At 63.7% G+C, this 26,977-nt stretch carries 22 protein-coding genes; 14 read left to right on the forward strand and 8 right to left on the reverse strand.

From position 1 onward, the window contains the following. Positions 1-69: 69 nt before the first annotated feature. The 5 genes from HX851_RS35255 to HX851_RS35275 all read right to left on the reverse strand — a co-directional run bounded on the left by HX851_RS35255 (position 70) and on the right by HX851_RS35275 (position 5,100). Positions 70-1,380 carry an MFS transporter gene (locus HX851_RS35255; RefSeq protein WP_177057496.1) on the reverse strand — a complete coding sequence of 437 codons (1,311 nt, stop codon included), beginning with the start codon at positions 1,378-1,380 and terminating at the stop codon, positions 70-72. A gap of 300 nt (positions 1,381-1,680) precedes the next feature. Then, positions 1,681-2,313: an N-carbamoylsarcosine amidohydrolase gene (locus tag HX851_RS35260; RefSeq protein ID WP_177057495.1), complete on the reverse strand. Its 633-nt coding sequence runs from the start codon at positions 2,311-2,313 to the stop codon at positions 1,681-1,683. Between the two features lie 14 nt (positions 2,314-2,327). After that, positions 2,328-3,080: a maleate cis-trans isomerase family protein gene (locus HX851_RS35265; protein ID WP_017126435.1), complete on the reverse strand. Its 753-nt coding sequence runs from the start codon at positions 3,078-3,080 to the stop codon at positions 2,328-2,330. 65 nt (positions 3,081-3,145) lie between these two features. Beyond that, complete coding sequence (locus tag HX851_RS35270; protein WP_177064275.1) at positions 3,146-3,955, reverse strand: alpha/beta fold hydrolase; 810 nt, start codon at positions 3,953-3,955, stop codon at positions 3,146-3,148. Continuing rightward, entirely contained in the window at positions 3,952-5,100 is a 1,149-nt protein-coding gene (locus HX851_RS35275; RefSeq protein ID WP_177057493.1) for an FAD-dependent monooxygenase, read from the reverse strand. The genes HX851_RS35270 and HX851_RS35275 overlap by 4 nt, the downstream gene beginning before the upstream one ends. A gap of 312 nt (positions 5,101-5,412) precedes the next feature. Here HX851_RS35275 and HX851_RS35280 point away from each other — a divergent pair, with 312 nt between their 5' ends. The 4 genes from HX851_RS35280 (at position 5,413) to HX851_RS35295 (ending at position 11,582) form a co-directional block, all read left to right on the forward strand. Beyond that, the gene (locus HX851_RS35280) at positions 5,413-6,465 is read left to right on the forward strand and encodes a 2,5-dihydroxypyridine 5,6-dioxygenase (protein ID WP_177057492.1); all 1,053 of its coding nucleotides are present in this window, start codon (positions 5,413-5,415) and stop codon (positions 6,463-6,465) included. 268 nt (positions 6,466-6,733) lie between these two features. Next, positions 6,734-7,174, forward strand: coding sequence for a MarR family winged helix-turn-helix transcriptional regulator (locus HX851_RS35285; RefSeq protein ID WP_177057697.1), 441 nt, complete (start codon positions 6,734-6,736; stop codon positions 7,172-7,174). A 360-nt stretch (positions 7,175-7,534) separates the two neighbouring features. Next, on the forward strand, positions 7,535-8,011 hold the full coding sequence (locus HX851_RS35290; protein ID WP_177057491.1) for a (2Fe-2S)-binding protein: 477 nt from the start codon (positions 7,535-7,537) through the stop codon (positions 8,009-8,011). 16 nt (positions 8,012-8,027) lie between these two features. After that, on the forward strand, positions 8,028-11,582 hold the full coding sequence (locus HX851_RS35295; RefSeq protein ID WP_177064276.1) for a molybdopterin cofactor-binding domain-containing protein: 3,555 nt from the start codon (positions 8,028-8,030) through the stop codon (positions 11,580-11,582). Positions 11,583-11,745: 163 nt separating this feature from the next. Here the strand turns inward: HX851_RS35295 and HX851_RS35300 are convergent, their stop codons facing one another. Then, positions 11,746-12,387: a TetR family transcriptional regulator gene (locus HX851_RS35300; protein ID WP_369680881.1), complete on the reverse strand. Its 642-nt coding sequence runs from the start codon at positions 12,385-12,387 to the stop codon at positions 11,746-11,748. A 527-nt stretch (positions 12,388-12,914) separates the two neighbouring features. Between HX851_RS35300 and HX851_RS35305 the strand changes: the two genes are divergently transcribed. From HX851_RS35305 to HX851_RS35345, 9 genes are all read left to right on the forward strand, one after another. Next, a complete protein-coding gene (locus HX851_RS35305) occupies positions 12,915-13,886 on the forward strand; it encodes a 2-dehydro-3-deoxygalactonokinase (RefSeq protein WP_177057488.1) in 972 nt (323 codons plus the stop codon). 31 nt (positions 13,887-13,917) lie between these two features. Continuing rightward, positions 13,918-14,538 carry a 2-dehydro-3-deoxy-6-phosphogalactonate aldolase gene (locus HX851_RS35310; protein WP_177064277.1) on the forward strand — a complete coding sequence of 207 codons (621 nt, stop codon included), beginning with the start codon at positions 13,918-13,920 and terminating at the stop codon, positions 14,536-14,538. 57 nt (positions 14,539-14,595) lie between these two features. Continuing rightward, complete coding sequence (gene dgoD, locus HX851_RS35315; protein WP_177057486.1) at positions 14,596-15,744, forward strand: galactonate dehydratase; 1,149 nt, start codon at positions 14,596-14,598, stop codon at positions 15,742-15,744. A gap of 177 nt (positions 15,745-15,921) precedes the next feature. Next, positions 15,922-17,232: an MFS transporter gene (locus HX851_RS35320; RefSeq protein WP_177064278.1), complete on the forward strand. Its 1,311-nt coding sequence runs from the start codon at positions 15,922-15,924 to the stop codon at positions 17,230-17,232. Positions 17,233-17,275: 43 nt separating this feature from the next. After that, positions 17,276-18,094 carry an SDR family oxidoreductase gene (locus HX851_RS35325; RefSeq protein WP_177064279.1) on the forward strand — a complete coding sequence of 273 codons (819 nt, stop codon included), beginning with the start codon at positions 17,276-17,278 and terminating at the stop codon, positions 18,092-18,094. An 83-nt stretch (positions 18,095-18,177) separates the two neighbouring features. Continuing rightward, positions 18,178-19,179 (forward strand): substrate-binding domain-containing protein, encoded by a 1,002-nt coding sequence (locus tag HX851_RS35330; protein ID WP_177057483.1) that lies wholly within the window; start codon positions 18,178-18,180, stop codon positions 19,177-19,179. Positions 19,180-19,408: 229 nt separating this feature from the next. After that, entirely contained in the window at positions 19,409-20,923 is a 1,515-nt protein-coding gene (gene araG, locus HX851_RS35335) for an L-arabinose ABC transporter ATP-binding protein AraG (RefSeq protein WP_370590380.1), read from the forward strand. Positions 20,924-20,997: 74 nt separating this feature from the next. After that, the gene (gene araH / locus HX851_RS35340) at positions 20,998-21,963 is read left to right on the forward strand and encodes an L-arabinose ABC transporter permease AraH (RefSeq protein ID WP_177057481.1); all 966 of its coding nucleotides are present in this window, start codon (positions 20,998-21,000) and stop codon (positions 21,961-21,963) included. Positions 21,964-22,072: 109 nt separating this feature from the next. Further along, positions 22,073-22,882 (forward strand): IclR family transcriptional regulator, encoded by an 810-nt coding sequence (locus HX851_RS35345; RefSeq protein ID WP_177057480.1) that lies wholly within the window; start codon positions 22,073-22,075, stop codon positions 22,880-22,882. 138 nt (positions 22,883-23,020) lie between these two features. Here the strand turns inward: HX851_RS35345 and HX851_RS35350 are convergent, their stop codons facing one another. Further along, the gene (locus HX851_RS35350; protein WP_177064281.1) at positions 23,021-24,073 is read right to left on the reverse strand and encodes an NAD(P)-dependent alcohol dehydrogenase; all 1,053 of its coding nucleotides are present in this window, start codon (positions 24,071-24,073) and stop codon (positions 23,021-23,023) included. Positions 24,074-24,253: 180 nt separating this feature from the next. Here HX851_RS35350 and HX851_RS35355 point away from each other — a divergent pair, with 180 nt between their 5' ends. Continuing rightward, positions 24,254-25,159 carry an AraC family transcriptional regulator gene (locus HX851_RS35355; RefSeq protein WP_177057478.1) on the forward strand — a complete coding sequence of 302 codons (906 nt, stop codon included), beginning with the start codon at positions 24,254-24,256 and terminating at the stop codon, positions 25,157-25,159. Between the two features lie 148 nt (positions 25,160-25,307). Here the strand turns inward: HX851_RS35355 and HX851_RS35360 are convergent, their stop codons facing one another. Continuing rightward, complete coding sequence (locus tag HX851_RS35360) at positions 25,308-26,972, reverse strand: electron transfer flavoprotein-ubiquinone oxidoreductase (protein ID WP_177064282.1); 1,665 nt, start codon at positions 26,970-26,972, stop codon at positions 25,308-25,310. Positions 26,973-26,977: the final 5 nt, after the last annotated feature.

The raw sequence follows: 26,977 nt of genomic DNA on the forward strand, positions 1-26,977 counted from the left end.
GTTGTTGTCTTGCGGTAGCCCAGCATGCCTGCCGACGCCTGGAAACGCCATCGGCAGGTAAGTGGCTACTTAACGATTGACCAGCTTGGCCGGCAGTGCGATCACCAGGAAGCTGCTCAGGATCAGGCAGCCGGCGAAGAACCAGAGCGCGCCGGCACTGCTGCCGGTCAGGTCGATCGCCACGCCCATCAGCGAGTTGCTCACCAGTCCGGCGATGTTCGCCACCGAGCAGGCCAGGGCAAAGCCGGTGGCCGCCGCGGTGCCCTTGAGAAAGGTCGCCGGCAGGCTGAAGAACACCGGCACCGCGCCGATGATCGCCGCCGAGGCGATGGCGAACAGCGCCACGGTCGCCACCACGTTATGGGTGAAGAATGTACTGGTGGCCATGGCGGCGGCACCGATGAAGAACGGCACGATGATGTGCCAGCGGCGCTCGCGGTGGCGGTCGGAGCTGGCACCGATCAGCAGCATGCCCAGCAGCGCGGCGACACTCGGCAAGGCGGTCAGTACGCCGATATGGAAGGTATCGGTGATACCCGCGTTGCGAATGAACGTCGGCATCCAGAACCCCATGGCGTAGGCGCTGAGCAGGATCGAGAAATCGATGCCGCCGAGCATCCACACCTTCAGGTTGAAGAAACCGTCGCGGAAATGCTGCTTGCTGTCGGGGCTGCTGGCTTCATCGGCGCGCAGCTCGTTTTCCAGCACGTTCTTCTCGTCCTCGTTCAGCCATTTGGCCTGGCGGAAGTGGTTCGGCAGGGCCCAGAACGTCAGGATGCCGAGCAGCACGCTGGGTACCGCCTCGATCAGGAACAGCCACTGCCAGCCGCGCAGGCCGCTGACCTGGTCGAAATGGCCCATCACCCAGCCCGACAGCGGTCCGCCGATCACACTGGAGAGCGGCAGGCCGATCATGAACAGGGCGATGATCCGTCCCCGTCTGTGGGTCGGGAACCAGGTGGTCAGGTAGAACAGCACGCCCGGCAGGAAACCGGCTTCGGCGGCGCCGAGCAGGAAACGCAGGATGTAGAACTGGGTGGTGGAGGTGACCAGCATGGTGCAGGCCGAGAGCAGGCCCCAGGTGATCATGATCCGCGCGATCCATATTTTCGCCCCGACCCGTTCCAGCACCAGGTTGCTCGGTACCTCGAACAGGATGTAGCCGACGAAAAACAGGCCGGCACCCAGGCCGAAGGCGGTTTCGCTGAAGTGCAGCTGGTCGAGCATCTGCAGTTTGGCGAAACCGATATTGATCCGGTCGAGGTACGCGGCCAGATAGCAGAAGCACAGGAACGGGATCAGTTTCCAGGTGATCTTGTGGTAGAGCGCTTGGGTCGGGTCGGCGACCGAAGTCGCACTTGTTGCATTCGCAATGGGCATCGGGTGTCTCCTGGCGGTGACTTATGGTTTTTATAACAGCCGCATTTCCAGCACTTCGGAGTGCTGTGAAAGCGACTTCCAAAGGCAGTGTCAGAAGACTGGGAGCTACGCTGGCTTTCCAATGTGGGGGCTGGCTTGCCAGCGATGGCGATCGTTCAGAAACATGGCTGTCGTCTGACACTGCGCTATCGCCGGCAAGCCGGCTCCCACAGTTGACCGGCTGTGTTCAACATGCCGTATTCCAAAGTGGGCTCTCAGTTTTTCAAGACCGCGCTCTATGGCGCGGTTCTTCGTAAAACCTTATTGCTCCGTGAACTTCGCCATCGCTTCCTGTTTGCTGACGACATCGCCGTACTTGCTGTCGATGTCGAACAGATTCGCTTCATGGGGCGCCGGATGGCGGTCGCCCACGCATTCGCGCACCACGATGGTCCGGAATCCGTGCTGCACGGCATCCACCGCCGTCGCACGGATGCAGCCGCTGGTGGAGCAGCCGGCCAGGACCACGGTGTCGATCCCCTGGGCGTGCAACAGCGAGGCCAGGCTGGTACCGAAAAATGCACTGGCGTACTGCTTGCTGATCACCACTTCCGACGGCAGCGGCAATACCGCTTCGCAGAAGGCCGCGAGCGGATTGCCCTCGACCATGTCCTTCATCACCGGCGCCTTGCGCACCCAGACGCCACCGTCGGCGAAGTGCCCCGGATGGTAGCGAATATTGGTGTGCACCACCGCAATCCCGTGACGCCTGGCACTGTCGAGCAGGGCGACGCTTTCGGCCACCGCACTGACCACGCCCGGAGCGAACAGCGGTGCGCCTTCGGTGGTGTAGCCCTGCATGAAATCGATCATCAGCAGCGCCGGCTTCTGTCCGAAACCGATGCGCTGGCCCCAGACACCCTGATAGTTGTCATTGGCGCTTTGTTCGCTCATTTCGCGGACCTCGCTCAGTAGGCGCCGGACAACAGGGCGCCGGCACCGGGCACGATCGGCTCCAGGTCCAGGGCCTTGAGCATGGCGTAGGTGGTGGCGATGGCGGCGGTCAGCACCGGCTTGCCGGTCTGTGCCTCGACCTTGGCGACGGCCGGCAGCGACTGCATCTGCACGCAGGCCGAGAGCACGATCACGTCGACGCCTTCGAGGTTCATCCCGGCGACGATACCCGGCAGGTTGGCCGGATCGTGGCGGGCCACTTCGAGGTTGTCGGGGATCTCCAGGGCACGCCAGTCGACGACCTCGAAACCTTCCTCGCGGATGTAGTTCACCACCAGTTCGGTCAGCGGCTTCATATACGGCGCGACAATGGCGATGCGCTTGGCGCCCATGACTTTCAGGCCCTCGATCAAGGCACCGGCGCTGGTGATCACCGGGGCGTTGCCGTCATTGTCGGCGGTGGCCTTGCGCAGACGGGCTTCGGATTGACGATGGTAGCCCAGGCCCATGGCCATGATCGCCACCAGGCAGGCGTAGCCGAGTACATCGACCTTGGCGTCGGACAGCTCGACGGCGCAACGATCGGACTCGCCGTCCATGGCCGCCAGTTCTTCCTTGCGTACCTGTTTCATGCGCATGCGGCTGGAGTGAAAGGTAAAGCGTTCCGGGCGGATCGCCTGGCGGGCGTTGAGCATCGCCGGGATCTCGGTTTCCATGGTGGTGTTCGAGCTCGGTACGATCTGACCGATGCGGTAAGGCTTGAGCATGTTTGTCTCCTTGAATCGATGATTCGGGTCACTTTGTGGGAGCCGGCTTGCCGGCTCCCACATGTTCAAGAGGTCAGGCGTACGCCGAGGAAGTCACCGAAGGCGGCGAAGAAGCCGTCCAGGTCATCCCAGGGAATCATGTGTCCGGCATCGGCAACGTGGGCGATGCGGATCGTCGGTTGCAGTTCGCGGATCTCGGCTTCGTCCTCGGGCTGGATCACGCCACCGCGACCGGCGACCAGCAGCAGGGCAGGTGCCTTGAGCCGTGGCAGGTCCTGGTGGAAGTCGACGTCATGGAAGTCGTTGAACGCCCGGACAATCGCCGGTTCGTAGCAGGTGTGCAGCCATTCGGCGCGCAGTTGCAGTTGTTCTTCGGTCCAGGTGGCACAGAAAGCGCGCATCGCCTCGGCGTCCATCCCGACCAGCGACTGGCGGATCGAGTCGACGTACCACGGCAACTTGCTCGGGTATTCGCGACGGCCCGGGCCGGACACCGGCGGGTCGATCAGTACCAGGCTTTTCACCCCGGCGGGGCTGAGCACCGCACTGCGCACGGCAAAGCGCGCGCCCATGGAGTGGCCGACCAGGTGATAGCCGTCGAGGCTCAGGGCGGCGGCAAACGCGGCGATATCGCTGGCGCAGGTCTCGGCGCTGTAGTCCAGTTCCGGGCCGCTGGAGGACAGGCCACGGCCACGGACATCCAGCACATAGGTGTCGAAATACTTGCCGAAGCGCTCGGCGACAAAGCCCCAGGTAATCGCCGGGCTGGTGATGCCGGGGATGAGGATCAGCGCCGCGCCCTTGCCGCCGTAGCGCAGGTAGTGCTGGCGAATGCCGTTGGCCTGGACGTTACCGCCATGGACGAAGGTGCTCACGCCGCCACCCCCGATTTCAGCTGTTGGGCATAGAGGTCGTAGCCGTAGACCCAGGCCGGATCTTCCTGGGTACGCAGCCAGGTGTTGGCGTTGGACACCGATTGCACGCGGGAGGCGCGGTCCTTGCGGTTGGCTTCATAGAGCTCGAAGGCGGTGCGGTAGTCGCCAAGACCGGTTTCCTGCAGGCAACGGGTCAGCATCGCGGCATCCTCGATGGCCATGCCGGCGCCCTGGGCCATGTGCGGCTTCATCGGGTGGCAGGCATCGCCCAGCAGCACCAGGCGCCCACGGCTCCACAGTGGCAGCGGATTGCGGTTGCGCAGCGGCCATTTGGTCACGGTATCGGTGGATTCGATCAGCGCCTGCACGGTGGGGTGGTAGCCCTGGAAGGCTTCGAACATTTCTTCGCGGCTGCTGTCGACGAACGGACCGTCGAAGTCCAGTTCCGGATGCGGTACGCCGGTGACGTAGTAGTACTCGTCGCGCTTGCCGGTGGTGTAGTAGACCATCATGTGCCGGTCCTCGCTCCACCACTTGATGCAGTCTTCGAAGGCCAGGTCGTAGCGGGCCAGCTTGTCGCGGGTGATCAGTGCGCGGTGGGCGACCCAGCCGCTGTACAGCGGTGCTTCCTGGCCCAGCAGTTCCTCGCGGATCTTCGAGTTGATACCGTCGGCACCGATGACGATATCGGCGCTGGCGTGGGTGCCGTCGGTGAACGTCAGGTGCACCTGGTCACCGCGGTCCTCGATGGTTTCCAGGCGCTTGTTGAAGTGCAGGGTGCCCGGCTTGATGGTGGACATCTGCAGGGCATGCAGGTCGCCACGGTGCACGGTGATGTAGGCGGCGCCGTATTCCTTGCGGGCGAACTCGCCCAGGGGGATGCGCGACAGGTATTCGCCGCTCATGCCGTCACGGCTGAACCAGTGGTCCGGGTGCGAGCCCATCTGGTCGAGCTGCTGCTCGATGCCCATGCGACGGAAGATCTTCATGATATTCGGGCCCATGTGGATCCCGGCACCCAGGCGGGAAAACTCCGGCGCCTGCTCGTAGATCGTCACGTCGAACCCGGCCTGTTGCAACAGTGTGGCGGCGGCCGCGCCACCCAGGCCCGCGCCGACGATGGCGATTTTTTGTGTGCTTGCCATGGGCATGCTCCTCGTTCCGAGTGAAGGTTGGCGGGGACGACCCGCAAGGTTTTTAAAGTGTATACGCTCTTTTTTTGAAAAGAGAAGATCCCCTGTAAAAATTAAAATTTTGCCGATATTTGGTTGCTGTAACGCTATGTAACCTTGTTTTATTGGGTTTGTGTGAGTTTGTAACGTTTTGGTCTGGCTCTTGCAGAATGTCTTCAATTCGGGTCTTATCGAATTTAAATGGCGTATACGCTATAAAAATGCACTAGAGTGAAGCGTGGCGCTTCTACTTGGTGCGTCGCGGGCGAATCGAGGAGAGAGGAAATGCCGGTAAGTGATTGCGAACTGACCCAGATGTTCGAGCATGTGTTGAAACTGTCGAAGGTCGACTCGACCCAGAGTGTCGCGGTGCTCAAGAGCCACTACTCCGACCCGCGCACCGTGCGCTCGGCGATGGAGGCCTCGCAGCGTCTGGGGGCCAAGGTGTACGCGGTGGAATTGCCGTCGTTCAACCACCCGATGGCCATGGGCAATGACATGACCGCCTACTGCGGCGACACCGCGCTGACCGGCAATATCGCCGCCCAGCGGGCGCTGGAGGCGGCGGACCTGATCGTCGACACCATGATGCTGCTGCACTCGCCGGAGCAGGAGCAGATCCTCAAGACCGGCACGCGCATCCTGCTGGCGGTCGAGCCGCCGGAAGTGCTGGCGCGGATGCTGCCGACCGAGGCCGACAAGGTGCGGGTGCTGGCGGCGGAAGCGTTGTTGAAGAAGGCGCGCTCGATCCATGTGAAGTCCCGTGCCGGCAGCGATTTTCGCGCGGCGCTGGGGCAATATCCGTCGGTGACCGAATACGGTTTCGCCGATGAGCCTGGGCGCTGGGACCACTGGCCGAGCGGCTTCCTGTTTTCCTGGCCGAACGAGGAAACCGCCGAAGGCGTGCTGGTACTGGATATCGGCGACATCCTGTTGCCATTCAAGACCTACACCCGGGAGAAGATCACCCTGGAGATCGAGAAGGGCTTCATCACCTCGATACATGGCGGTTTCGAGGCGCAATACCTGCGCGACTACATGAAGTACTTCAACGATCCCGAGGTCTACGGCATCTCCCATATCGGCTGGGGCCTGCAACCGAAGGCACAGTGGACCGCCATGGGCCTGCACGACAAGAACGACGGGATGTGCATGGACGCCCGGGCGTTCTACGGCAACTTCCTGTTCTCCACCGGACCGAACACCGAAGTCGGCGGCACCCGCAAGACGCCGTGCCACATGGACATCCCGCTGCGCAATTGCGATGTCTACCTGGATGACCAGGCGGTGGTGATCGGTGGGGACGTGGTGGCCCCCGAGGCCTCGCGGGCTCGTTGAGTGCCTGGCGACGTGGATCGTTCCCACGCTCCGCGTGGGAATGCCTCTCTGGACGCTCCGCGTCCGCTGTAGATCTGTGACGCGGAGCGTCACGGGTTGCATTCCCACGCGGAGCGTGGGAACGATCTGGTGAGCGATAGACGACTGTAGGAGCAGGGCTTGCCCGCGAAGGGGCTGGCTCGGATAACCTCACACTTGAGTCCGCCCGACAACCTGTCCATCATGCCAGCCCATTCTCCTTCGTCTTTTCGAGCCTGCCGTGCCGGATATTCCTGACTCCAATCCCTACGTTTTCTCCGAACAGGTCGGTCACCTGCTGCGCAAGGCCTATCAGCGGCATATGGCGATCTTCCAGCAGAATGTCGGCGATTCGCAGCTGACCGCCGTGCAGTTCGTCACTTTATGCGCAGTGCGTGACCACGGTCCCAGTTCCCTGACCGAGCTGGTCAAGGCCACCGCTGTCGATCAGGCCACCATTCGCGGCATCGTCGAACGGCTCAAGGCCCGCGAGCTGATCAGCCTGGAGCCGGACCCCGAGGACCGGCGCAAGGTCATCGTCGGCCTGACCGCCGAAGGCACCCGCCTGGTGCAGCAAACAACGCCCTGCGCGGCGCGCATCAGTGAACTGACCATGAGCAACCTCAACCCCGCCGAGCAGGTGGCGGTGCTGTTCCTGCTGCGCAAGATGATCGACGACCGCGACGAATAACCCCCCCTGCACTGATCGTTCCCACGCTTCGCGTGGGCATGCAGCCCGTGACGCTCCGCGTCACAGATCTTCAGCGGACGCAGAGCGTCCAGGGAGACATTCCCACGCGGAGCGTGGGAACGATCGCCGTAGGGCCGGTAAGCCTCTCGGACGCCATCGCCGGCAAGCCGGCTCCTACAGGTTTTGCATTTCGCCAACAGGCAGGTGGGATGCCGGAAAGCCTGGCTGGCATCCTTCTTGCTCTCTGTTCATGTAGTAACCACTTCATCAGAAAAAGTGTGTCGTCAGGAGACACTGACGGCGTCAGGCCACGGCTTTTTCATGTAGTGATCACTTCATAAAATGAATTGAGCGCAGCCCATGACGACGCAGGAAATCACGGTAGCCCTTGAGGTCAACGGCAGCACCACCTCGGTCACCGCCATGGCGGATACGCCGCTGTTGCTGGTCCTGCGCAACGACCTGCGGCTCAACGGCCCCAAGTACGGCTGCGGCCTCGGCGAGTGCGGGGCGTGCACGGTGATCATCGACGGCGTGGCCGCGCGTTCCTGCGTGTTTCCCCTGGCCGGTGCGGTGGATCGGCAGATCGTCACCCTGGAAGGTCTCGGCAGCCGCGAGGCGCCGCACCCGGTGCAGCAGGCCTTTATCGACGAGCAGGCGGCCCAGTGCGGCTACTGCCTGAACGGCATGATCATGACCGCCAAGGCCCTGCTCGACCGCAACCCGCACCCCAGCGAAGCACAGATCCGCAACGAGCTGTCCGCCAATCTCTGTCGCTGCGGTACCCATATCGAAATCCTTCGCGCGGTGCTGCGTGCCGCCCGTCAAACGCCTTGAACGTGGACCGACGACCATGACCGATGCCATTCCCACCCGTGATCAATTGCTGGCCAAGCCCGGCGTCCTGTTGATTGTCGACGATATCCTGCCGCCCTCCGGTCCGGTGGCCAAAGGCGGTTCGCCGGTGGTCAAGCCCAAGGAGCTGGGGCTGTTCATCGCGGTCAGCGATGATGGCTGGGTCTATGCCTTCAACGGCCATGTCGACCTCGGCACCGGCATCCGCACCTCGCTGTCGCAGATTGTCGCCGAGGAGCTGGACCTGGACGTGGCGCAGGTGCGCATGGTGCTCGGCGACACCGAGCGTGCGCCGAACCAGGGCGCGACCATCGCCAGCGCGACCCTGCAGATTTCCGCGGTGCCCCTGCGCAACGCGGCGGCCGAGGCGCGGCGTTTTCTGCTGGAACGCGCGGCCCGGCGCTGGTCGCTGACCGCGCAGGAACTGCGGGTCGAGCGCGGTATCGTCAAGGCGCCCGACGGTCGGGCCCTGAGCTACACCGAACTGGTGGCGGGCGAGCACGATCAGTTGCGCATCAGCGGTGACGCGCCGCTCAAGCCGGCCGCCGACTATCGATTGGTGGGCAAGGGCGCGGCGCGGGTGGATATTCCGGCCAAGGCCACCGGCGAACTGACCTATGTCCACGATATGCGCGTGCCGGACATGCTCCATGGCCGGGTGGTGCGGCCGCCCTATGCCGGGTTCGACAGCGGCGACTTTGTCGGCAACAGCCTGCTGGACGTGGATGAGTCGTCCATCGCGCATATTCCCGGGATTGTCCGGGTGGTGGTAATCCGCGACTTTGTCGGCGTGGTGGCGTTGCGCGAGGAACAGGCGGCCAAGGCGGCGCAGGAACTGCGGGTGCGCTGGAAGGACTGGCGGCAGAAGCTGCCGGACCTGAGCGATGTCGAGCAGGCGATTCGCGACAATCCGCGGATCAAGCGCACGGTGCACGACCAGGGCCAGGTCGACGAAGCCTTGGCCGGCGCCAGCCAGCGCATGCCGCGCAGCTACCTGTGGCCGTACCAGATGCATGCTTCGATCGGCCCGTCCTGCGGCCTGGCGGATTATCAGGAAGGCGGCATCCGGGTCTGGTCCGGCAGCCAGAATCCGCACCTGTTGCGGGCCGACCTGGCCTGGCTGCTGGAGTGTCCGGAAGAGCATATCGAGATCATCCGCATGGAGGCCGCCGGCTGTTACGGGCGCAACTGTGCCGACGATGTCTGCGCCGATGCGCTGCTGCTGTCCCGGGCTGTCGGCAAGCCGGTGCGGGTGCAACTGACCCGCGACCAGGAACACGTCTGGGAGCCCAAGGGCACGGCGCAACTGATGGATATCGATGGCGGCCTGAATGCCGATGGCAGTGTCGCCGCCTACGATTTCCAGACCAGCTACCCGTCCAACGGCGCACCGACCCTGGCCTTGTTGCTCACCGGGCGCGTCGAGCCGGTGGCGGCGATGTTCGAGATGGGCGACCGGACCTCGATCCCGCCCTACGACTACGAGCATATGCGGGTCAGCATCAACGACATGGCGCCGATTGTCCGGGCCTCGTGGATGCGCGGGGTCTCGGCCTTGCCCAATACCTTTGCCCACGAATCCTATATCGACGAACTGGCCTTTGCCGCCGGGGTCGACCCGGTGGAATACCGCTTGCGCTACCTGCATGACGAGCGCGCCGTGGACCTGGTGAAGTCCACCGCCGAGCGCGCCGCCTGGACCCCGCGGACCGCACCGATGCAGACCCCCAACGACGATCATCTGCTGCGCGGGCGCGGCTTTGCCTACGCGCGTTATATCCACAGCAAGTTTCCCGGTTTCGGCGCGGCCTGGGCCGCCTGGGTCGCGGACGTGGCGATCGACCGGCAGACCGGCGATGTCTCGGTGACCCGAGTGGTCATCGGCCATGACTCGGGGATGATGATCAACCCCGACGGGGTGCGGCATCAGATCCACGGCAATGTGATCCAGTCCACCAGCCGGGTGCTCAAGGAACGGGTGACCTTCGAAGAGTCGACGGTGGCGAGCAAGGAGTGGGGGGGGTACCCGATCCTGACCTTTCCCGAAGTGCCGAAGATCGATGTGCTGATGATGCCGCGCCAGAGCGAGCCGCCCATGGGCGCGGGGGAATCGGCTTCGGTGCCGAGCGCGGCGGCGATTGCCAATGCGATCTTCGATGCCACCGGGATTCGCTTTCGCGAACTGCCGATCACCCCGGAGCGGGTGTTGCAGGCGTTGAACGCCGGCACCGAGCAGGACCCGCCGAAGTCCCCCGGCAAGCGCTCGAAATGGTTGTTCGGTTCCTTGTTCGCCGCCTTTGGCGCGTTGCTGGGCATGGCTGCCACTGCCTGGCCCTGGCACGGCGAGATCGCCCCCATCGCGCCACCGAGCGCCGGCACCTGGTCGGCGGCCACCCTGGAACGTGGACGCCTGTTGGCAGCGGTCGGCGATTGCGCGGTCTGCCATACGGCGCCGGGCGGGGCGACCAATGCCGGAGGGCTGGCGATGGAGACGCCATTCGGCACCTTGTACAGCAGCAATATCACCCCGGATGTACAGACCGGCATCGGCAGTTGGTCGTATCCGGCCTTCGAGCGGGCGATGCGCGAGGGTATCGGGCGCGACGGGCGCAATCTGTATCCGGCGTTTCCCTACACGGCGTTTCGCAATATCAACGATGCCGACATGCAGGCGCTGTACGCCTACCTGATGTCCCAGGCACCGGTCAGTCAGCCGGCCAGGGCCAACGCCATGCGCTTTCCGTTCAACCAGCGGCCGTTGATGGCAGGGTGGAATGCGTTGTTCCTGCGCAAGGGGGAAATCCAGGTGCAGCCGCAACGCAGCGAGCAGTGGAATCGCGGGGCTTATCTGGTCAACGGCCTGGGGCACTGCGCGGCCTGTCATTCGCCGCGCAACCTGATGGGCGCGGAGAAGGGCGGCGCGGCGTTTCTGTCCGGCGGGCTGGTCGATGGCTGGGAGGCGCCGGCCCTCACCGGCTTGTCGAAGGCGCCGACGCCCTGGACCGAGGATCAGTTGTTCACCTACCTGAGCAGCGGCTATTCCGATGCCCATGGCGTGGCGGCGGGGCCGATGGGGCCGGTGGTCAGCGAACTGGCGAAGTTGCCGAAGGAAGACGTGCGGGCGATGGCGGTGTACCTGGCCTCGCTCAACGGCGCGCAGGACGAGGCGCGGGTGGTGGAGCGGGCAACCCGCCCGGCAGCGGTTGAAGCGTTGTCCCTGAGCAACGGGCAGCGGGTGTTCGAAGGCTCGTGCCAGGGCTGCCATGCCGATGGCCTGGGGCCGAAGCTGTTCGGGGTCAGCCCGTCGCTGGCGAGCAATACCAATGTGCACAGCGACCTGCCGGACAATCTGATCAAGGTGATCCTGCAGGGTGTCCCGACGCCGGCGACTCGCGACCTGGGTTATATGCCGGGCTTCAAGGACAGCTTGTCCAATACCCAGGTGGCGGAACTGGCGGCGTACCTGCGCAATCGGTTCGCCGGCAACGCGCCGCAATGGCAGGGATTGGAAAAGACCGTGGCGCACCTGCGGGCCAATCCCGGCAGCCACTGACTGAACTGGATCTTGTGGCGAGCGGGCTTGCCCGCGCCGGGGTGCGAAGCGCCCCTAAAACCAGCGACTTCGGTGTATCAGGTAGAACGATGTGATCGGTTTACGGCTGCTTCGCAGTCGAGCGCGGGCAAGCCCGCTCGCCACAATAATGTGCCCGTCTTGATTAGGGCAAACGCAGCACCCCGCGCACCACCAGATCGCTGATAAACGCCAGCCAGTCCTGCTGCTGGTGTTTTTCCGCCAGCGGCTCGCCGAGGAACGAACTCAGGGTGTGCTGGTTGGAGTTATAGAAATAGCAGAGCGAGGCGATCATCAGGTACACGTGCTTGAGGTCCAGGTCCTCGCGAAAGATCCCCCGGGCCTGGCCCGCCTCGATGATCGGCCGCAGCACGCCGACCGCTTCCCCCGACAGCCGCCGCAGCTCCCCGGACTGCTGGGCGTGCTTGCCCTTGTGCAGGTTCTCGATGCTCAGGATGGCCACGAACTCCGGGTGCCTGACGTAGTAGTTCCAGACAAAGGCCACCAGTTTCCGCAGGGCTTCCAGGGGCTGGTCCAGGTCCAGGCGCAGTTTGCTTTCGGCCTTGTTGAACTGCTCGTAGGTGTGTTCCAGCACGCAGATGAACAGCCGCTCCTTGCTGCCGAAGTAGTAGTAGAGCATGCGGTCGTTGGATTCGGCCTCGCGGGAAATGCTTTCCACCCGGCCACCGGAATAGCCGTCGCGGGTGAAAACCTTGACTGCCGCCTTGAGGATGCGGGCGCGTGTCTGGTCGGCTTGCTGGGCTCTGATGCCGATTTTCTTGTTCACCGTCGGGCATTCCTTCCACAGGGCGGGGGGCGCGAATATACCACGGCGTCTGCGACAGCCTCTCCCACTGACACCGCCAACCCCTGTAGGAGCCCGGCTTGCCGGCGAAGAGGCCCTTGAGTCATGCGGCGCCTGTGTGGACGCCATCGCCGGCAAGCCGGCTCCCACACATTGGTGCCTCGCCGCAAAATATCGTTGTTGCCACGGTCCGTGTAGGAGTGGGCTTGCCCGCGAAGCTTTTAGCGATTTCAAGAACGCCATCGCCGGCAAGCCGGCTCCCACACATTGGTGCCTCGCCGCAAAATATCGTTGTTGCCACGGTCCGTGTGGGAGTGGGCTTGCCCGCGAAGCTTTTAGCGATCTCAAGAGCGCTATCGCCGGCAAGCCGGCTCCCACAAGGTCGGTGTTGTTTATAAGGTTGAATTATTCCCAATATATGGGATTGATATTTATATATTGAGATTTTAAACGCGCCGGGTTTATAGTTCATCGCACTCACTGTCCAAAAAAACAAAACAGGTGAAGCGATGCAGGCGCAATTGATCGCGCTCGACTGGGGAACCACTTCCCTTCGTGCCTACAAGCTCGGCCCCCAGGGCCTGGTGCTGGAACAGCGCGCGTTGGCTTGCGGCATCATGCAATTGCCCAAGGCGCCGCGCCTGGTGGCCGGCCAGTGGTGCAGCGATGGTTTCGAACTGGCCTTCGATGAGGCCTGCGGCGACTGGCTTGATGCCAACCCGCAACTGCCGGTGATCGCCTGTGGCATGGTCGGCAGCGCCCAGGGCTGGCGCGAGGCGGTCTATCGGGAAACGCCGGCCAGCCTTGGCGGCCTGGGCTCCAGCCTGCAAAAGGTCGGCACCCTGCGTGGCATCGACCTGCACATCGTTCCCGGTGTCATCCAGCGTTCCCGCCTGCCCAACGTGATGCGCGGCGAGGAAACCCAGGTGCTCGGTGCCCTCGATGTGCTGGGCGACGACAGCCGCGTGCTGATCGGCCTGCCCGGCAGCCATTCGAAATGGGTCCAGGTGGTTGCCGGCAACCTCGTGCACTTCGATACCTTCATGACCGGCGAACTCTTCGGCGCGCTGAGCGAGCACACCATTCTCGGCCGCACCCAACAACGCAACGCACCCTTCGATGCGCTGGCCTTCGACCGTGGTGTGCAGGTGGCCTTGTCCGCCGAGGGCGAGATCGGTCCGTTGTCGACCCTGTTCAGTGCCCGCACCCTGGGTCTGACCGGCGAACTGAGCGCGGCGGAACAACCCAACTACCTGTCCGGCCTGCTGATCGGTCATGAACTGGTGGCGCTGCGCACGCTGCTGCTGCAGCGGCACGCCGGCGGCGACCTGCCGGCGATCCTGCTGATCGGCAACGAACAACTCTGCGCCCGTTATCGGCGAGCCCTGCAAGCCTGCGGCTTTGCCTCGGTAAGCCTGGCCGAGCAGGCCACCGAACGGGGTTTATGGCAGCTGGCCCAGGCGGCCGGTTTGCTCGACTGAAGCTTTCGACGATTCCTTTCAGAGGTTTGAGATGCTCAAGCAAGCGCTGGCAAAAAACGGCTTGATCGCCATCCTTCGCGGCCTGCGCCCGGAGGAAACCGAGGCCATCGGCAAGGTGCTGTACGACGCCGGGTTTCGCACCCTGGAAGTGCCACTCAACTCCCCGCAGCCCTATGACAGCATCCGTATCCTGCGTGACAGCCTGCCCGCCGATTGCCTGGTGGGCGCCGGTACCGTGCTGACGCCGACGCAGGTCGAACAGGTGAAGGCGGCGGGCGGCCAGGTGATCGTCATGCCCCACAGCGACCCCGTGGTCTTGCGCGCGGCCAAGGCCGCCGGACTGTACCTGTCGCCAGGCGTCGCCACGCCCACCGAAGCCTTTGCCGCGCTGGCCGAAGGTGCCGACGTGCTGAAGATGTTCCCCGCCGAGCAGATGGGCCCGGCGGTGGTCAAGGCCTGGCTCGCGGTGTTGCCGGCCGGGACCCTGTTGATCCCGGTGGGCGGCATCACCCCGGACACTATGGCGGTATTCCTCGAGGCCGGCGTCGGTGGCTTTGGCCTCGGCTCGGGACTCTTCAAGCCGGGCATGAGCGCCGATGAGGTCGCGGTTCGTGCCAAGGCCTACGTGACCGCCTGGAACACCCTTCGTTAAGACTGCCGGCGCCGCGTGCGTGCGCTCCGCCATGAACATCGACAAGAGAGATAAACGATGAAAATCACCAAGCTCACCACCTTTATCGTTCCACCGCGCTGGTGCTTCCTCAAGGTCGAGACCGACGAGGGCGTGACTGGCTGGGGCGAGCCCGTGGTGGAAGGCCGAGCCCATACCGTGGCGGCGGCGGTCGAGGAATTGTCCGATTACCTGATCGGCAAGGACCCACGCAATATCGAGGATATCTGGACGGTGCTTTACCGCGGCGGCTTCTATCGTGGTGGGGCGATCCACATGAGTGCCCTGGCCGGGATCGACCAGGCGCTCTGGGATATCAAGGGCAAGGCCCTGGGCGTGTCGGTCAGCGACCTGCTGGGCGGCCAGGTGCGGGACAAGATCCGCGTGTATTCGTGGATCGGCGGCGACCGTCCGGCCGATACCGCGCGGGCGGCGAAGGAAGCGGTCAGTCGCGGCTTCACGGCGGTAAAGATGAACGGCACCGAGGAACTGCAATTCCTCGACACCCATGACAAGGTCGACCTGGCGCTGGCGAATGTCGCCGCGGTGCGCGATGCGGTGGGACCGAATGTCGGCATCGGCGTGGACTTCCATGGCCGGGTGCACAAGCCCATGGCCAAGGTGCTGATGAAGGAGCTCGATCCCTACAAGCTGATGTTTATCGAGGAGCCGGTGCTCAGCGAGAACTACGAGGCCCTCAAGGAGCTGGCGCCGCTGACCAGCACACCGATCGCCCTCGGCGAGCGGCTGTTCTCGCGCTGGGACTTCAAGCGGGTGCTCAGCGAAGGTTATGTCGACATCATCCAGCCGGATGCTTCCCATGCCGGCGGCATCACCGAAACCCGCAAGATCGCCAACATGGCCGAGGCCTATGACGTCGCCCTGGCCCTGCATTGCCCGCTGGGACCGATTGCCCTGGCGGCGTGCCTGCAACTGGATGCGGTCTGCTACAACGCCTTTATCCAGGAGCAGAGCCTGGGCATCCATTACAACGAGAGCAACGACCTGCTGGATTACGTCAAGGATCCACGGGTGTTCGACTACGACCAAGGCTTCGTGAAAATCCCCAACGGTCCTGGCCTGGGGATCGAGATCAACGAGGACTATGTGATCGAACGGGCTGCCATCGGTCACCGCTGGCGCAACCCGATCTGGCGCCATGCCGATGGCAGTTTTGCCGAGTGGTGATACCTGATCGTTGCTTGATCGTTCCCACGCTCCGCGTGGTAACGCCGCTCAGGACGCTCTGCGTCCGCTGCTGAAGGTGACGCGGAGCGTCACTGGATGCATTCCCACGCGGAGCGTGGGAACGATCATCAGGGATAGACAAGCAGTCCTCAATAATCATAAGAAGAGGCACGCTCCATGCAATTCGAACGGCCCCTGGCGCCGGCGTCCCTGGTGACGCCCAGCCGCAAGCGATTCTTCATCATGGTGCTGTTGTTCATCACGGTGGTGATCAATTACCTGGACCGCAGCAACCTGTCGATTGCCGCGCCGGCCCTGACCAGCGACCTAGGCATCGACCCGATCCATGTCGGGTTGATCTTCTCGGCCTTCGGCTGGACCTACGCCGCCATGCAGATTCCCGGTGGCTGGTTGGTGGACCGGGTGCCGCCGCGGATCCTCTACAGCGTGGCCCTGCTGCTGTGGTCGGTGGCGACGGTGATGCTCGGTTTCGCCGCCAGCTTTATCGCCCTGTTCGTCCTGCGCATGGCGGTCGGCGCCCTGGAGGCCCCGGCCTATCCGATCAACAGTCGGGTCGTCACCACCTGGTTCCCGGAGCGTGAGCGAGCCACGGCCATCGGCTTCTATACCTCCGGGCAGTTTGTCGGCCTGGCCTTTCTCACCCCGGTCCTGGCCTGGCTGCAGCACCAGTACGGCTGGCACATGGTGTTTGTCAGCACTGGCGTGGTGGGGATTATCTGGGCGGTGATCTGGTACGCGGTGTATCGCGAGCCCCGCGACTTCAAGGGCGCGAACGCCGCCGAGATCGAACTGATCCGCGAGGGCGGCGGGCTGGTGGATATCCAGGCACAAACGGCTCGGCGCAAGGCGCCGTTCAGTTGGGCGGACCTGGGCATCGTGCTCAGCAAGCGCAAACTGTGGGGCATCTACCTGGGACAGTTCTGCCTGAACTCGACCCTGTGGTTTTTCCTGACCTGGTTCCCGACCTACCTGGTGAAGTACCGTGGCATGGACTTTATCAAGTCCGGCTTCCTCGCCTCGTTACCGTTTCTCGCGGCCTTTGTCGGCGTGCTCTGCTCCGGGCTGTTCTCCGACTGGCTGATCCGCCGTGGAGTCGGCATCGGCCTGGCGCGCAAGCTGCCGATCATCGGCGGGCTGCTGATTTCCACCTCGATCATCGGTGCCAACTTCGTCGACTCCACGGCCCTGGTGATCGCTTTTCTCGCCCTGGCGTTCTTCGGCAACGGCCTGGCCTCCATCACCTGGTCGCTGGTCTCGACCCTCGCCCCGGCGCGCCTGCTGGGATTGACCGGCGGGGTATTCAACTTCATCGGCAACCTCTCGGCGATCACTACGCCGATCGTCATCGGCTTTCTCGCCAGCGGCGATTCCTTCGCCCCGGCCATCACTTATATCGCCGTGCTGGCGTTGATCGGCGCGCTGTCCTACGGGCTGCTGGTCGGCAAGGTCGAGCGGATCGAGTTGTAGCGCGAATTCCGGGTTCATTCGATTTCATTCAGGAGTGTTTGAAATGGCAAAACCGCTGTCGTTACCCGAAGTCCCCGAGCCCAAGCGGGGCGATCGCCTGAAAGACAAGGTAGTAGTGATTACCGGCGCGGCCCAGGGCATTGGCGAGGCGATTGTCGCCTGCTTCCAGGCACAACAGGCAAAGCTGGTGATCGGCGATATCCAGGCCGAGAAGGTCGAGCGGGTCGCCGCCCGCTGGCGTGAGCAGGGCGCGCAGATTCACGCCCTGGCCATCGACATCACCTCACAGACGCAATGGCGCGCTCTGGTCGATGTGGCCATCGAGCGCTTCGGTCGGGTCGATGTGCTGGTCAACTGCGCGGGCGTGAATGTGTTTCGCGACCCGCTGGAAATGACCGACGAGGATTGGCGGCGCTGTTTCGCCATCGATCTCGATGGCGCCTGGTTCGGCTGCCGCACGGTGTTGCCGCACATGATCGAGCAGGGTATCGGCAACATCATCAATATCGCCTCGACTCATTCCAGCCACATTATCCCTGGCTGCTTCCCCTATCCGGTGGCCAAGCATGGCCTGCTCGGCCTGACGAGGGCGCTGGGCATCGAGTACGCGCCCAAGGGGATCCGGGTCAACGCGATTGCCCCGGGGTATATCGAGACCCAGCTCAATGTCGACTACTGGAACGGTTTCGCCGACCCCGAGGCCGAGCGCCAGCGGGCCTTCGACCTGCATCCGCCACGGCGTATCGGCCAGCCGGTCGAGGTGGCGATGACGGCGCTGTTCCTGGCGACCGACGAGGCACCCTTCATCAATGCCACCTGCCTGATGATCGATGGCGGGCGCTCGGTGATGTACCACGACTGACTTGCACGCCGGCCTTCGGGGCGGTGTTTGTTGCACGTGACGATTCAACAAGAACCAGCCAAACAAGAACAAGAGGGTTACCCATGCTTATCAAACGCAAGCTCCGTTCCCTGGCCTGTGCGGTCGCGGTAGTCGTCGCCGGTGGTTTTACCCATCTGGTGGCCGCCGAAGAAGTGAAGATCGGCTTTCTCGTCAAGCAGGCCGAAGAGCCTTGGTTCCAGACCGAGTGGGCCTTTGCCGAGAAGGCCGGCAAGGACAAGGGCTTCACGGTGATCAAGATCGCCGTCCCGGATGGCGAGAAGACCCTGGCCGCCATCGATACCCTGGCCGCCAATGGTGCCAAGGGTTTTGTCATCTGCCCGCCGGACACGTCGCTGGGCCCGGCGATCATGGCCAAAGCCAAACTCAACGGGCTGAAGGTACTGGCAGTGGACGACCGCTTTGTCGATGCCAAGGGCAACCCGATGGAAGACGTGCCCTACGTCGGCCTGGCGGCGTTCAAGATCGGCCAGAAGCAGGGCGCGGCGATGGCCGAGGAAGCGAAGAAGCGTGGTTGGGACTGGAGCAGCACCTACGCGGTGATCAATACCTTCGACGAACTGGACACCGGCAAGAAGCGCACCGACGGTTCGGTGGAGGGCCTCAAGGCTGCGGGCTTGCCGGCTGATCATATTCTCTTCAGCCCGCTCAAGACCCTCGATGTTCCGGGCAGCATGGATGCCACCAACTCGGCGCTGGTCAAGCTGCCCGCGGCGGCGAAGAACCTGCTGATCGGCGGCATGAACGACAGCGCGGTGCTGGGCGGCGTGCGCGCCACCGAAAGCGCCGGCTTCAAGGCGGCCAATGTGATCGGCGTCGGTATCAACGGCACCGATGCCATCGGCGAACTGAAAAAGGCCGACAGCGGCTTCTTCGGCTCGATGCTGCTGAGCCCGGACACCTCCGGCTATGAAACCGCCAGCCAGATGTACACCTGGGTCACCACGGGCAAGGAGCCGGCCAAGTACACCGCGCTGGACAACGTCACCCTGATCACCCGGGCGAACTTCCAGGCGGAACTGAGCAAGATCGGCCTGTGGAAATGAAACGCGTGCCGGGGATCGTTCCCACGCGGAGCGTGGGAACGATCAACGAACTTTCTGTGGCGAGAGGGCTTGCCCACGCTCGGCTGCGCAGCAGCCGTAAAACCGGTCACGTCGTTGTGCCAGACACAACGCGTTCTCTGGTTTCAGGACCGCTTCGCGGCCCAGCGCGGGCAAGCCCGCTCGCCACAAGGATGGCTTTTTCCTTGAGTGATTCAGGCGGAGCATGAGCATGTCGAACCCACCGAACAGCGGCGCCAGCCTGCGCTTCAATGGCATAGGCAAGGAGTTTCCCGGTGTCCGCGCCCTGGCGCAGATCAGCTTCGAGGCCCGGCCCCACAGCGTGCATGCGCTGATGGGGGAAAACGGCGCCGGCAAGTCGACCCTGTTGAAGATCCTGGGCGGCTTCTACGCGCCCAACAGCGGCCATCTGCAGATCGGCGAACAGACCCTGCACTTCAGGTCCGCCGCCGACAGCATCGCCAGCGGTATCGCGGTGATTCACCAGGAATTGCAACTGGTGCCGGAAATGAGCGTGGCCGAGAACCTGTTGCTGGGCCATATGCCCACGCGCTGGGGCGTGGTCAACCGGCGGGCGATGGTCCGTCGTGCCCGGGAATTGCTCAAGGGCCTGGCCGACGAGATCGATCCGAATACCCGCCTCGGCAGCCTGTCCCTGGGCCAGCGGCAACTGGTGGAAATCGCCAAGGCGATGTCGCGCAATGCCCGGGTGATCGCCTTCGACGAGCCCACCAGCAGCCTGTCGGCGCGGGAGATCGAGCGGCTGATGGTGATCATCGCGCGCCTGCGGGACGAGGGGCGGGTGATCCTCTATGTCTCACACCGGATGGAGGAAGTGTTCCGCATCTGCGATGCGGTGACGGTGTTCAAGGACGGGCGTTTTGTACGCACCTTCGAGGACATGGCACAGCTGAGCGTCGATCAACTGGTGAGTTGCATGGTCGGTCGCGATATCCAGGACATCTACAACTACCGGGCGCGCGAACACTTCGGCGAAGCCTTGCGGGTCGAAGGGTTGCTGGGGCCGGGCCTGCAGGAACCGGTCAACTTCAACGTGGCCAAGGGCGAGGTGCTTGGCCTGTTCGGCCTGGTCGGTGCGGGGCGTACGGAACTGCTGCGGCTGCTGGCCGGACTCGCCCGCGGCAAGGGCGGGCAACTGCTGCTGGAGGGGCAGGCGGTGCGCTTCAGGTCACCTCGCGACGCCATTGCCGCGGGAGTGCTGTTGTGCCCGGAGGACCGCAAGAAGGAAGGCATCGTGCCGCGTGCCAGCGTCGCGGAGAACATCAATATCAGTGCCCGCGCCCATCACGCCGGCTTCGGTTGCCTGATCCAGGGCGGCTGGGAGCGGGACAACGCGCAACGGCAGATCGCCGCCCTGAATATCCGTACGCCATCGGCGGCGCAGCCGATTCTCTACCTGTCCGGCGGCAACCAGCAGAAGGCCATTCTCGGCCGCTGGCTGTCGATGCCGATGAAAGTGCTGCTGCTCGACGAACCGACCCGCGGCATCGATATCGGTGCCAAGGCGGAGATCTACCAGATTATCCACAACCTGGCCGCCAGGGGCATTGCGGTGATCGTGGTGTCCAGCGACCTGATGGAAGTCATGGGCATCGCCGACCGCCTGCTGGTGATGAGCGAAGGGGCGATCACCGGCGAACTGGCGCGCAGCGAGGCCGATGAGGCCCGGCTGTTGCAATTGGCGCTCCCGCGAACGCGGGACTAAAAGAGCTGCTCCCGCGAACGCGGGACTGAAGAGACACTCCCGTGAACGCGGGACCGAAGACTGACGAGGTGGCTATGTCACAGGTAAAAACGCCGGGCGCGTTCTGGCTGGGTCTGAATCAACGCAAGTTTTTCGACGATTGGGTGATGCTCCTGGCAGCGCTGGGAATCTTCCTGTTCTGCACGCTGTTCATCGACAACTTTCTCTCCCCGCTGAACATGCGCGGCCTCGGCCTGGCGATTTCGACGACCGGGATCGCCGCCTGCACCATGCTGTTCTGCCTGGCCTCGGGTCACTTCGACCTGTCGGTGGGCTCGGTGATCGCCTGTGCGGGCGTGGTGGCGGGGATCGTCATCCGCGATACCGACAGCGTTTTCCTCGGTGTCTCGGCGGCCCTGGCGATGGGGCTTTGCGTGGGGCTGATCAACGGCATCGTGATCGCCAAGTTGCGTATCAATGCGCTGATCGCGACCCTGGCGACCATGCAGATCGTCCGCGGGCTGGCCTATATCTTTTCCAGCGGCAAGGCGGTCGGCGTGATGGACGAGGGCTTCTTTGTCTTCGGCAACGGCCAACTGTTCGGTGTGCCGGTGCCGATCGTGATCACCGTGCTGTGCTTCCTGTTCTTCGGCTGGCTGCTCAACTACACCACCTACGGGCGCAACACCATGGCCATTGGCGGGAACCAGGAAGCGGCGTTGCTGGCCGGGGTCCACGTCGACCGGACCAAGATCATCATCTTCGCCGTGCACGGCCTGGTCGGCGCGCTGGCCGGGGTGATCCTGGCCTCGCGCATGACCTCGGGCCAGCCGATGATCGGCCAGGGTTTCGAGCTGACAGTGATTTCCGCCTGTGTGCTGGGCGGGGTGTCCCTCAGTGGCGGGATCGGCCTGATCCGCCATGTGATTGCCGGGGTGCTGATCCTGGCGATCATCGAGAACGCGATGAACCTGAAGAACATCGACACCTTCTACCAGTACGTGATCCGTGGTTCGATCCTGCTGGTGGCGGTGATCATCGACCGGCTGAAACAACGTTGACCAGGCGATAATCGGCGCCTGCTGCCGAAGTCGGCGGGTCGTGCTCCACAGCCGGCAAGCGAAAGGCCATAATGGCCGCCGTTCTGGTACACCTCTTAATAGGCTGGATATGCAGGAAGACGCTCCGATCGCCCCGACGAACGCTGCCAAGGAGGCTGCGCCCACCGGCACCCAGACCCTGCTGCGTGGCCTGGGTGTGGTGCAGGCGGTGGCTGGTGGTGCCCGTGATCTCAAGGAAATCGCCCGGCGCATCGGTACCACGCGCAGCACCACCCATCGCCTGGCCAGTTGCCTGGTGGAAGAACGCTATCTGCGGGTGGTGCCGCAGGTCGGCTATCTGCTTGGACCGAAGCTGATCGAACTGGGTTTCCAGGCGCGCGAAGAGCTGCCGCTGGTGACCCTGGCCGTGCCGTACCTGGACGAGTTGTCGAGCCTGACCGGCGACACCATCCACCTGGCGATCCGTGAAGATGACGATGTGTTGTACCTGCACAAGAATCCGGGGCGCAATGGCCCGGAGATGCGTTCGCGGGTCGGTCATCGCATGCCGTTGGCGCGAACCGGGATCGGCAAGGCGCTGCTGCTCGACGACACGGCGCAGGAATGGCAACGGCTATATGAAGTGAGCCTGCCGGCGGCGGGGAAAAATGCCTTGTGGCCGCAGCACCGGGAAGCGTCCTGGGAGCAGTTCCTGCAGCGCATGCAGGAGTATGCGGCGGGCGGCTATGCGTTCGACCTGGAAGACAACGAACCGTCGATCCGCTGCGTGGCGGCGCCGATTCGCGATGCCGGCCGGCGTATCGTCGCCGGCATCAGCATCGCCAGTACCGTGCCTTACATGCCGTTGGAGAAGATGGCCGAGCTGATCCCGCTGATCAAGAAAGCGGCAGCGAGTATCTCGGCCGAGTTGGGTGGCTGACCGTAGCTGATCGTTCCCACGCGCAGCAAAGGAATGCCTCACTGGACGCTCCGCGTCCACCCTTGATCTGCGACGCAGAGCGTCACGGGCTGCATTCCCACGCAGAGCGTGGGAACGATCGCACGGGGTATCGGCGTGTCAGACCTTCAGCGTCGCCATATCGATCACGAAGCGGTATTTCACATCACCGGCGATCATCCGGCTGTAGGCCTCGTTGATATCGCGGATATCGAGCATTTCGATATCGCAGGTGATGCCGTGCTCGGCGCAGAAATCCAGGACTTCCTGGGTTTCGGCGATGCCACCGATCAGCGAGCCGGCCAGCACGCGGCGTTTCATCACCAGCTTGCCGGCATGCAGCGCCGGGTCCACCGGCTCGATCAGGCCCACCAGGATATGCACACCGTCAAAGCGCAGGGTATCGAGGTAGGGGTTGAGGTCGTGCTGCACCGGGATGGTGTCGAGCAGGAAGTCGAAGTGCCCGGCGGCGGCTTTCATCTGCTCGTCGTCGGTGGACACGATCACATGATCGGCGCCCTGGCGACGGGCTTCCCCGGCCTTGCTGGCGGAACGGGTGAACAGGGTGACTTCGGCACCCACGGCCTTGGCCAGCTTGATACCCATGTGACCCAGGCCGCCCATGCCGAGAACACCGACCTTGTCACCGGCCTTGATGCCGTAGTGCTTGATCGGCGAGTACATGGTGATGCCGGCGCAGAGCAGCGGCGCGGCACTGGCCAGGTCGAGTTTTTCCGGGATGCGCAGGACGAAACGTTCGCTGACCACGACGCTGTCGGAGTAACCGCCCATGGTGATACTGCCGTCCACGCGGTCGGCGCCGCCGTAGGTCATGGTCATGCCTTCCAGGCAGTATTGCTCCAGGTCGGCGTGACAGGTTTCGCAGTGGCGGCAGGAGTCGACCATGCAGCCGACACCGACCAGGTCGCCGACCTTGTGGCGGGTGACGGCGCCGCCGACGGCGGTGACCTTGCCGACGATTTCATGGCCCGGCATCAGCGGGTAGACGGCGATCCCCCATTCGTTGCGCGCCTGGTGGATATCGGAGTGGCAGACGCCGCAGTAGAGAATCTCGATGGCGACATCGTCCGGTCGTGGCGAGCGACGCTGGAAGGTGACGGGGGCGAGGGGAGTGGTGGCCGATTGAGCGGCATAACCGATGGCGGTGTACATGAAGAAACCTCGCAAGGCAGTGACGGTTGAGGCGGGCCATTCTCTGCGTCGTCCCACGGGCCGGCCATGACGATTCCTCCGAGTGTCATGCCTAATCCTCCGGTATCGGCGGCCGGCCACTTTCATGTCGCCCAGGACCTGCGATGATGTTCACATCCCTTTTTCCGTGAAGTTTTTGCCATGCAGTTGACCCGTCATCTCGACGCCAATGCCACGATGGTTTCATTGCTCCAGCCCCTGGCGCCCCGTTCGGGTTTCTGGCCGACCCCGCTGCCCCACGTGCACATCGTGGCGGCGTACGGCAATGTCTCGCGCTGCCCGCAGATCTACGAGCCGAGCCTGATGGTCATCGCCCAGGGCAGCAAGCTCGCCTACCTGGGGCCGCGTATCCTCGAGTATGGCGCTGGGCATTACCTGATCCAGGCGTTGCCGGTGCCTTTCGAGTACGAGACTTTTGCCACGCTGGAGGAACCGTTGCTCGGGGTGTCCATCGGTATCGACCGGGCGCTGTTGAGCGAGCTGGTGCTGGCGATGGGGTTGGCGGCGGAGCGCGGCGCTTCGTCGCAGACGCCGGAGTCGATGACCTCGGTGGCGCTGGACGATGAGATGCGCCTGAGCGTTGAGCGCCTGTTGCGGTGCCTGCATGATCCGCTGGAGTGCCGGATCATGGGCCAGGCGCGCTTGCGCGAGGTGCTGTTCGCCGCGCTGCGCGGACCCCAGGCCGATGTGCTGAGGGCGCTGGTGGAGCAACAGGGACAGTTTGCCCGGCTGGCCGCGTCCCTCAGTCATTTGCACGAGCATTTCGCCGAGCCGCTGAACGTCGATACCCTGGCGGGTTACGCGAACATGAGCACCTCGACCTTCCATGAGCATTTCAAGCGCAGCACCCTGTTGTCGCCAGTGCAGTACCTCAAGCGCCTGCGCCTGATCAAGGCCCAGCGTCTGCTGGCGAGTGATGGTCTCGGTGTGGCGCAGGTAGCGCATCGGGTGGGCTACCAGAGCACGTCACAGTTCAGCCGGGAGTACAAGCGCTACTTTGAGCACAGCCCGGTGGAAGAGGGGATCCTGGCAGCCCAATCGGTATAGGACGAGGCCTCAAGGTCGAGTACATTGATCGTTCCCACGCTCCAGCGTGGGAATGCCTCGCTGGACGCTCCGCGTCCGCTCTGCGGGTGACGCGGAGCGTCACGGGCTGTATTCCCACGCAGAGCGTGGGAACGATCAGGCATCGCGCTTACATGTTCGGGTAAGTCGGTCCGCCGGCGCCTTCCGGTGTCACCCAGGTGATGTTCTGCGCGGGGTCCTTGATGTCACAGGTCTTGCAGTGCACGCAGTTCTGGGCGTTGATCTGAAAGCGCTTCTCGCCGTCTTCCCGGGTGATCACTTCGTATACGCCGGCCGGGCAGTAGCGCTGCGCCGGTTCGTCGTACATCGGCAGGTTCTTGCCGATCGGGATGCTCGGATCCTTCAGCTTCAGGTGGCACGGCTGCTCTTCTTCATGGTTGGTACCCGAGATGAACACCGAGCTGAGTTTGTCGAAGCTCAGCTTGCCATCCGGCTTCGGATAATCGATTTTCGTCGAGTCCTTGGCCAGCTTCAGGCAGGCGTAGTCCGGCTTGGTGTCGTGCAGGGTGAACGGCAGCTTGCCGCCCATGATGTTCTGGTCGAACCAGTTGAAGCCCGCGCCGATGATCGGGCCGAACTTGTGCATCGCCGGGCCGAAGTTGCGGCTGGCGAACAGTTCTTCGTACAGCCAGCTGGCCTTGAACGACTCGACGTAGTTGTGCAGCTCGTCGCCACCTTCGGCACCGGCCAGCAACTTCTCGGCCACGGCTTCGGCGGCGAGCATGCCGGACTTCATCGCGGTGTGGCTGCCCTTGATCTTGGCGAAGTTCAGAGTGCCGAGGTCGCAGCCGATCAGCGCGCCGCCGTTGAAGACCATCTTCGGCAGCGAGTTCAGGCCGCCCTTGCAGATGGCGCGGGCGCCGTAGCTGATGCGCTTGCCGCCTTCCAGGTACTGGGCAAGCACCGGGTGATGCTTGAGGCGCTGGAACTCGTCGAATGGCGACAGGAAGGTGTTGCTGTAGGAGAGGTCGACGATCAGGCCGACCACCACCTGGTTGTTTTCCAGGTGATAGAGGAACGAGCCGCCGGTGTTCTCGGCGCTCATGATGTCCAGCGGCCAGCCGGCAGTGTGGACCACCAGGCCCGGCTCGTGCTTGGCCGGATCGATTTCCCAGATTTCCTTCAGGCCGATGCCGTAGTGCTGGGCATCGGCGTCGCTGTCGAGCTTGAAGCGCGAGATCAGTTGCTTGCCGATATGCCCGCGGCAGCCTTCGGCGAACAGGGTGTACTTGCCACGCAGTTCCATGCCGGGGGTGTACAGGCCTTCCTTCGGGTGGCCTTCACGGTCGACACCGAGGTCGCCGGTGATGATCCCGCGGACCACGCCGTTCTCGTCGAACAGTGCTTCCTGGGCGGCGAAGCCCGGGTAGATTTCCACGCCCAGGTTCTCGGCCTGCTGGGCCAGCCAGCGGCACAGGTTGCCCAGGGAGATAATGTAGTTGCCTTCGTTGTGCATGGTCTTGGGCACAAAGAAATCGGGGACCTTGGTCGAGGTCTCGCCGCTGCGCAGGACATAGATGTCGTCGCGTTTGACGGGGGTGTTCAGCGGCGCGCCGAGTGCTTTCCAGTCCGGGAACAGTTCGTTCAGGGCCCGTGGTTCGAACACCGCGCCGGAAAGGATGTGGGCGCCGACTTCGGAACCTTTTTCCACCACGCAGACGCTGATTTCCTGACCCGCTTCGGCCGCTTTCTGTTTCAGCCGGCAAGCGGCGGACAGGCCTGCGGGGCCGGCACCGACGATAACCACGTCGAATTCCATGTATTCGCGTTCCACAGACT

Origin of the sequence: Pseudomonas gingeri (genome assembly GCF_013385635.1) — a bacterium.
GTDB classification, from domain to species: Bacteria; Pseudomonadota; Gammaproteobacteria; order Pseudomonadales; family Pseudomonadaceae; genus Aquipseudomonas; species Aquipseudomonas gingeri_A.

Bases quoted from the DNA above. Each gene is read 5' to 3' on its own strand.
- HX851_RS35255 (WP_177057496.1), bottom strand. From the start codon at position 1,380: ATGCCCATTGCGAATGCAACAAGTGCGACTTCGGTCGCCGACCCGACC.
- HX851_RS35260 (WP_177057495.1), bottom strand. From the start codon at position 2,313: ATGAGCGAACAAAGCGCCAATGACAACTATCAGGGTGTCTGGGGCCAG.
- HX851_RS35265 (WP_017126435.1), bottom strand. From the start codon at position 3,080: ATGCTCAAGCCTTACCGCATCGGTCAGATCGTACCGAGCTCGAACACC.
- HX851_RS35275 (WP_177057493.1), bottom strand. From the start codon at position 5,100: ATGGCAAGCACACAAAAAATCGCCATCGTCGGCGCGGGCCTGGGTGGC.
- HX851_RS35280 (WP_177057492.1), top strand. From the start codon at position 5,413: ATGCCGGTAAGTGATTGCGAACTGACCCAGATGTTCGAGCATGTGTTG.
- HX851_RS35290 (WP_177057491.1), top strand. From the start codon at position 7,535: ATGACGACGCAGGAAATCACGGTAGCCCTTGAGGTCAACGGCAGCACC.
- HX851_RS35295 (WP_177064276.1), top strand. From the start codon at position 8,028: ATGACCGATGCCATTCCCACCCGTGATCAATTGCTGGCCAAGCCCGGC.
- HX851_RS35305 (WP_177057488.1), top strand. From the start codon at position 12,915: ATGCAGGCGCAATTGATCGCGCTCGACTGGGGAACCACTTCCCTTCGT.
- HX851_RS35310 (WP_177064277.1), top strand. From the start codon at position 13,918: ATGCTCAAGCAAGCGCTGGCAAAAAACGGCTTGATCGCCATCCTTCGC.
- dgoD (WP_177057486.1), top strand. From the start codon at position 14,596: ATGAAAATCACCAAGCTCACCACCTTTATCGTTCCACCGCGCTGGTGC.
- HX851_RS35320 (WP_177064278.1), top strand. From the start codon at position 15,922: ATGCAATTCGAACGGCCCCTGGCGCCGGCGTCCCTGGTGACGCCCAGC.
- HX851_RS35325 (WP_177064279.1), top strand. From the start codon at position 17,276: ATGGCAAAACCGCTGTCGTTACCCGAAGTCCCCGAGCCCAAGCGGGGC.
- HX851_RS35330 (WP_177057483.1), top strand. From the start codon at position 18,178: ATGCTTATCAAACGCAAGCTCCGTTCCCTGGCCTGTGCGGTCGCGGTA.
- araG (WP_370590380.1), top strand. From the start codon at position 19,409: ATGTCGAACCCACCGAACAGCGGCGCCAGCCTGCGCTTCAATGGCATA.
- araH (WP_177057481.1), top strand. From the start codon at position 20,998: ATGTCACAGGTAAAAACGCCGGGCGCGTTCTGGCTGGGTCTGAATCAA.
- HX851_RS35345 (WP_177057480.1), top strand. From the start codon at position 22,073: ATGCAGGAAGACGCTCCGATCGCCCCGACGAACGCTGCCAAGGAGGCT.
- HX851_RS35350 (WP_177064281.1), bottom strand. From the start codon at position 24,073: ATGTACACCGCCATCGGTTATGCCGCTCAATCGGCCACCACTCCCCTC.
- HX851_RS35355 (WP_177057478.1), top strand. From the start codon at position 24,254: ATGCAGTTGACCCGTCATCTCGACGCCAATGCCACGATGGTTTCATTG.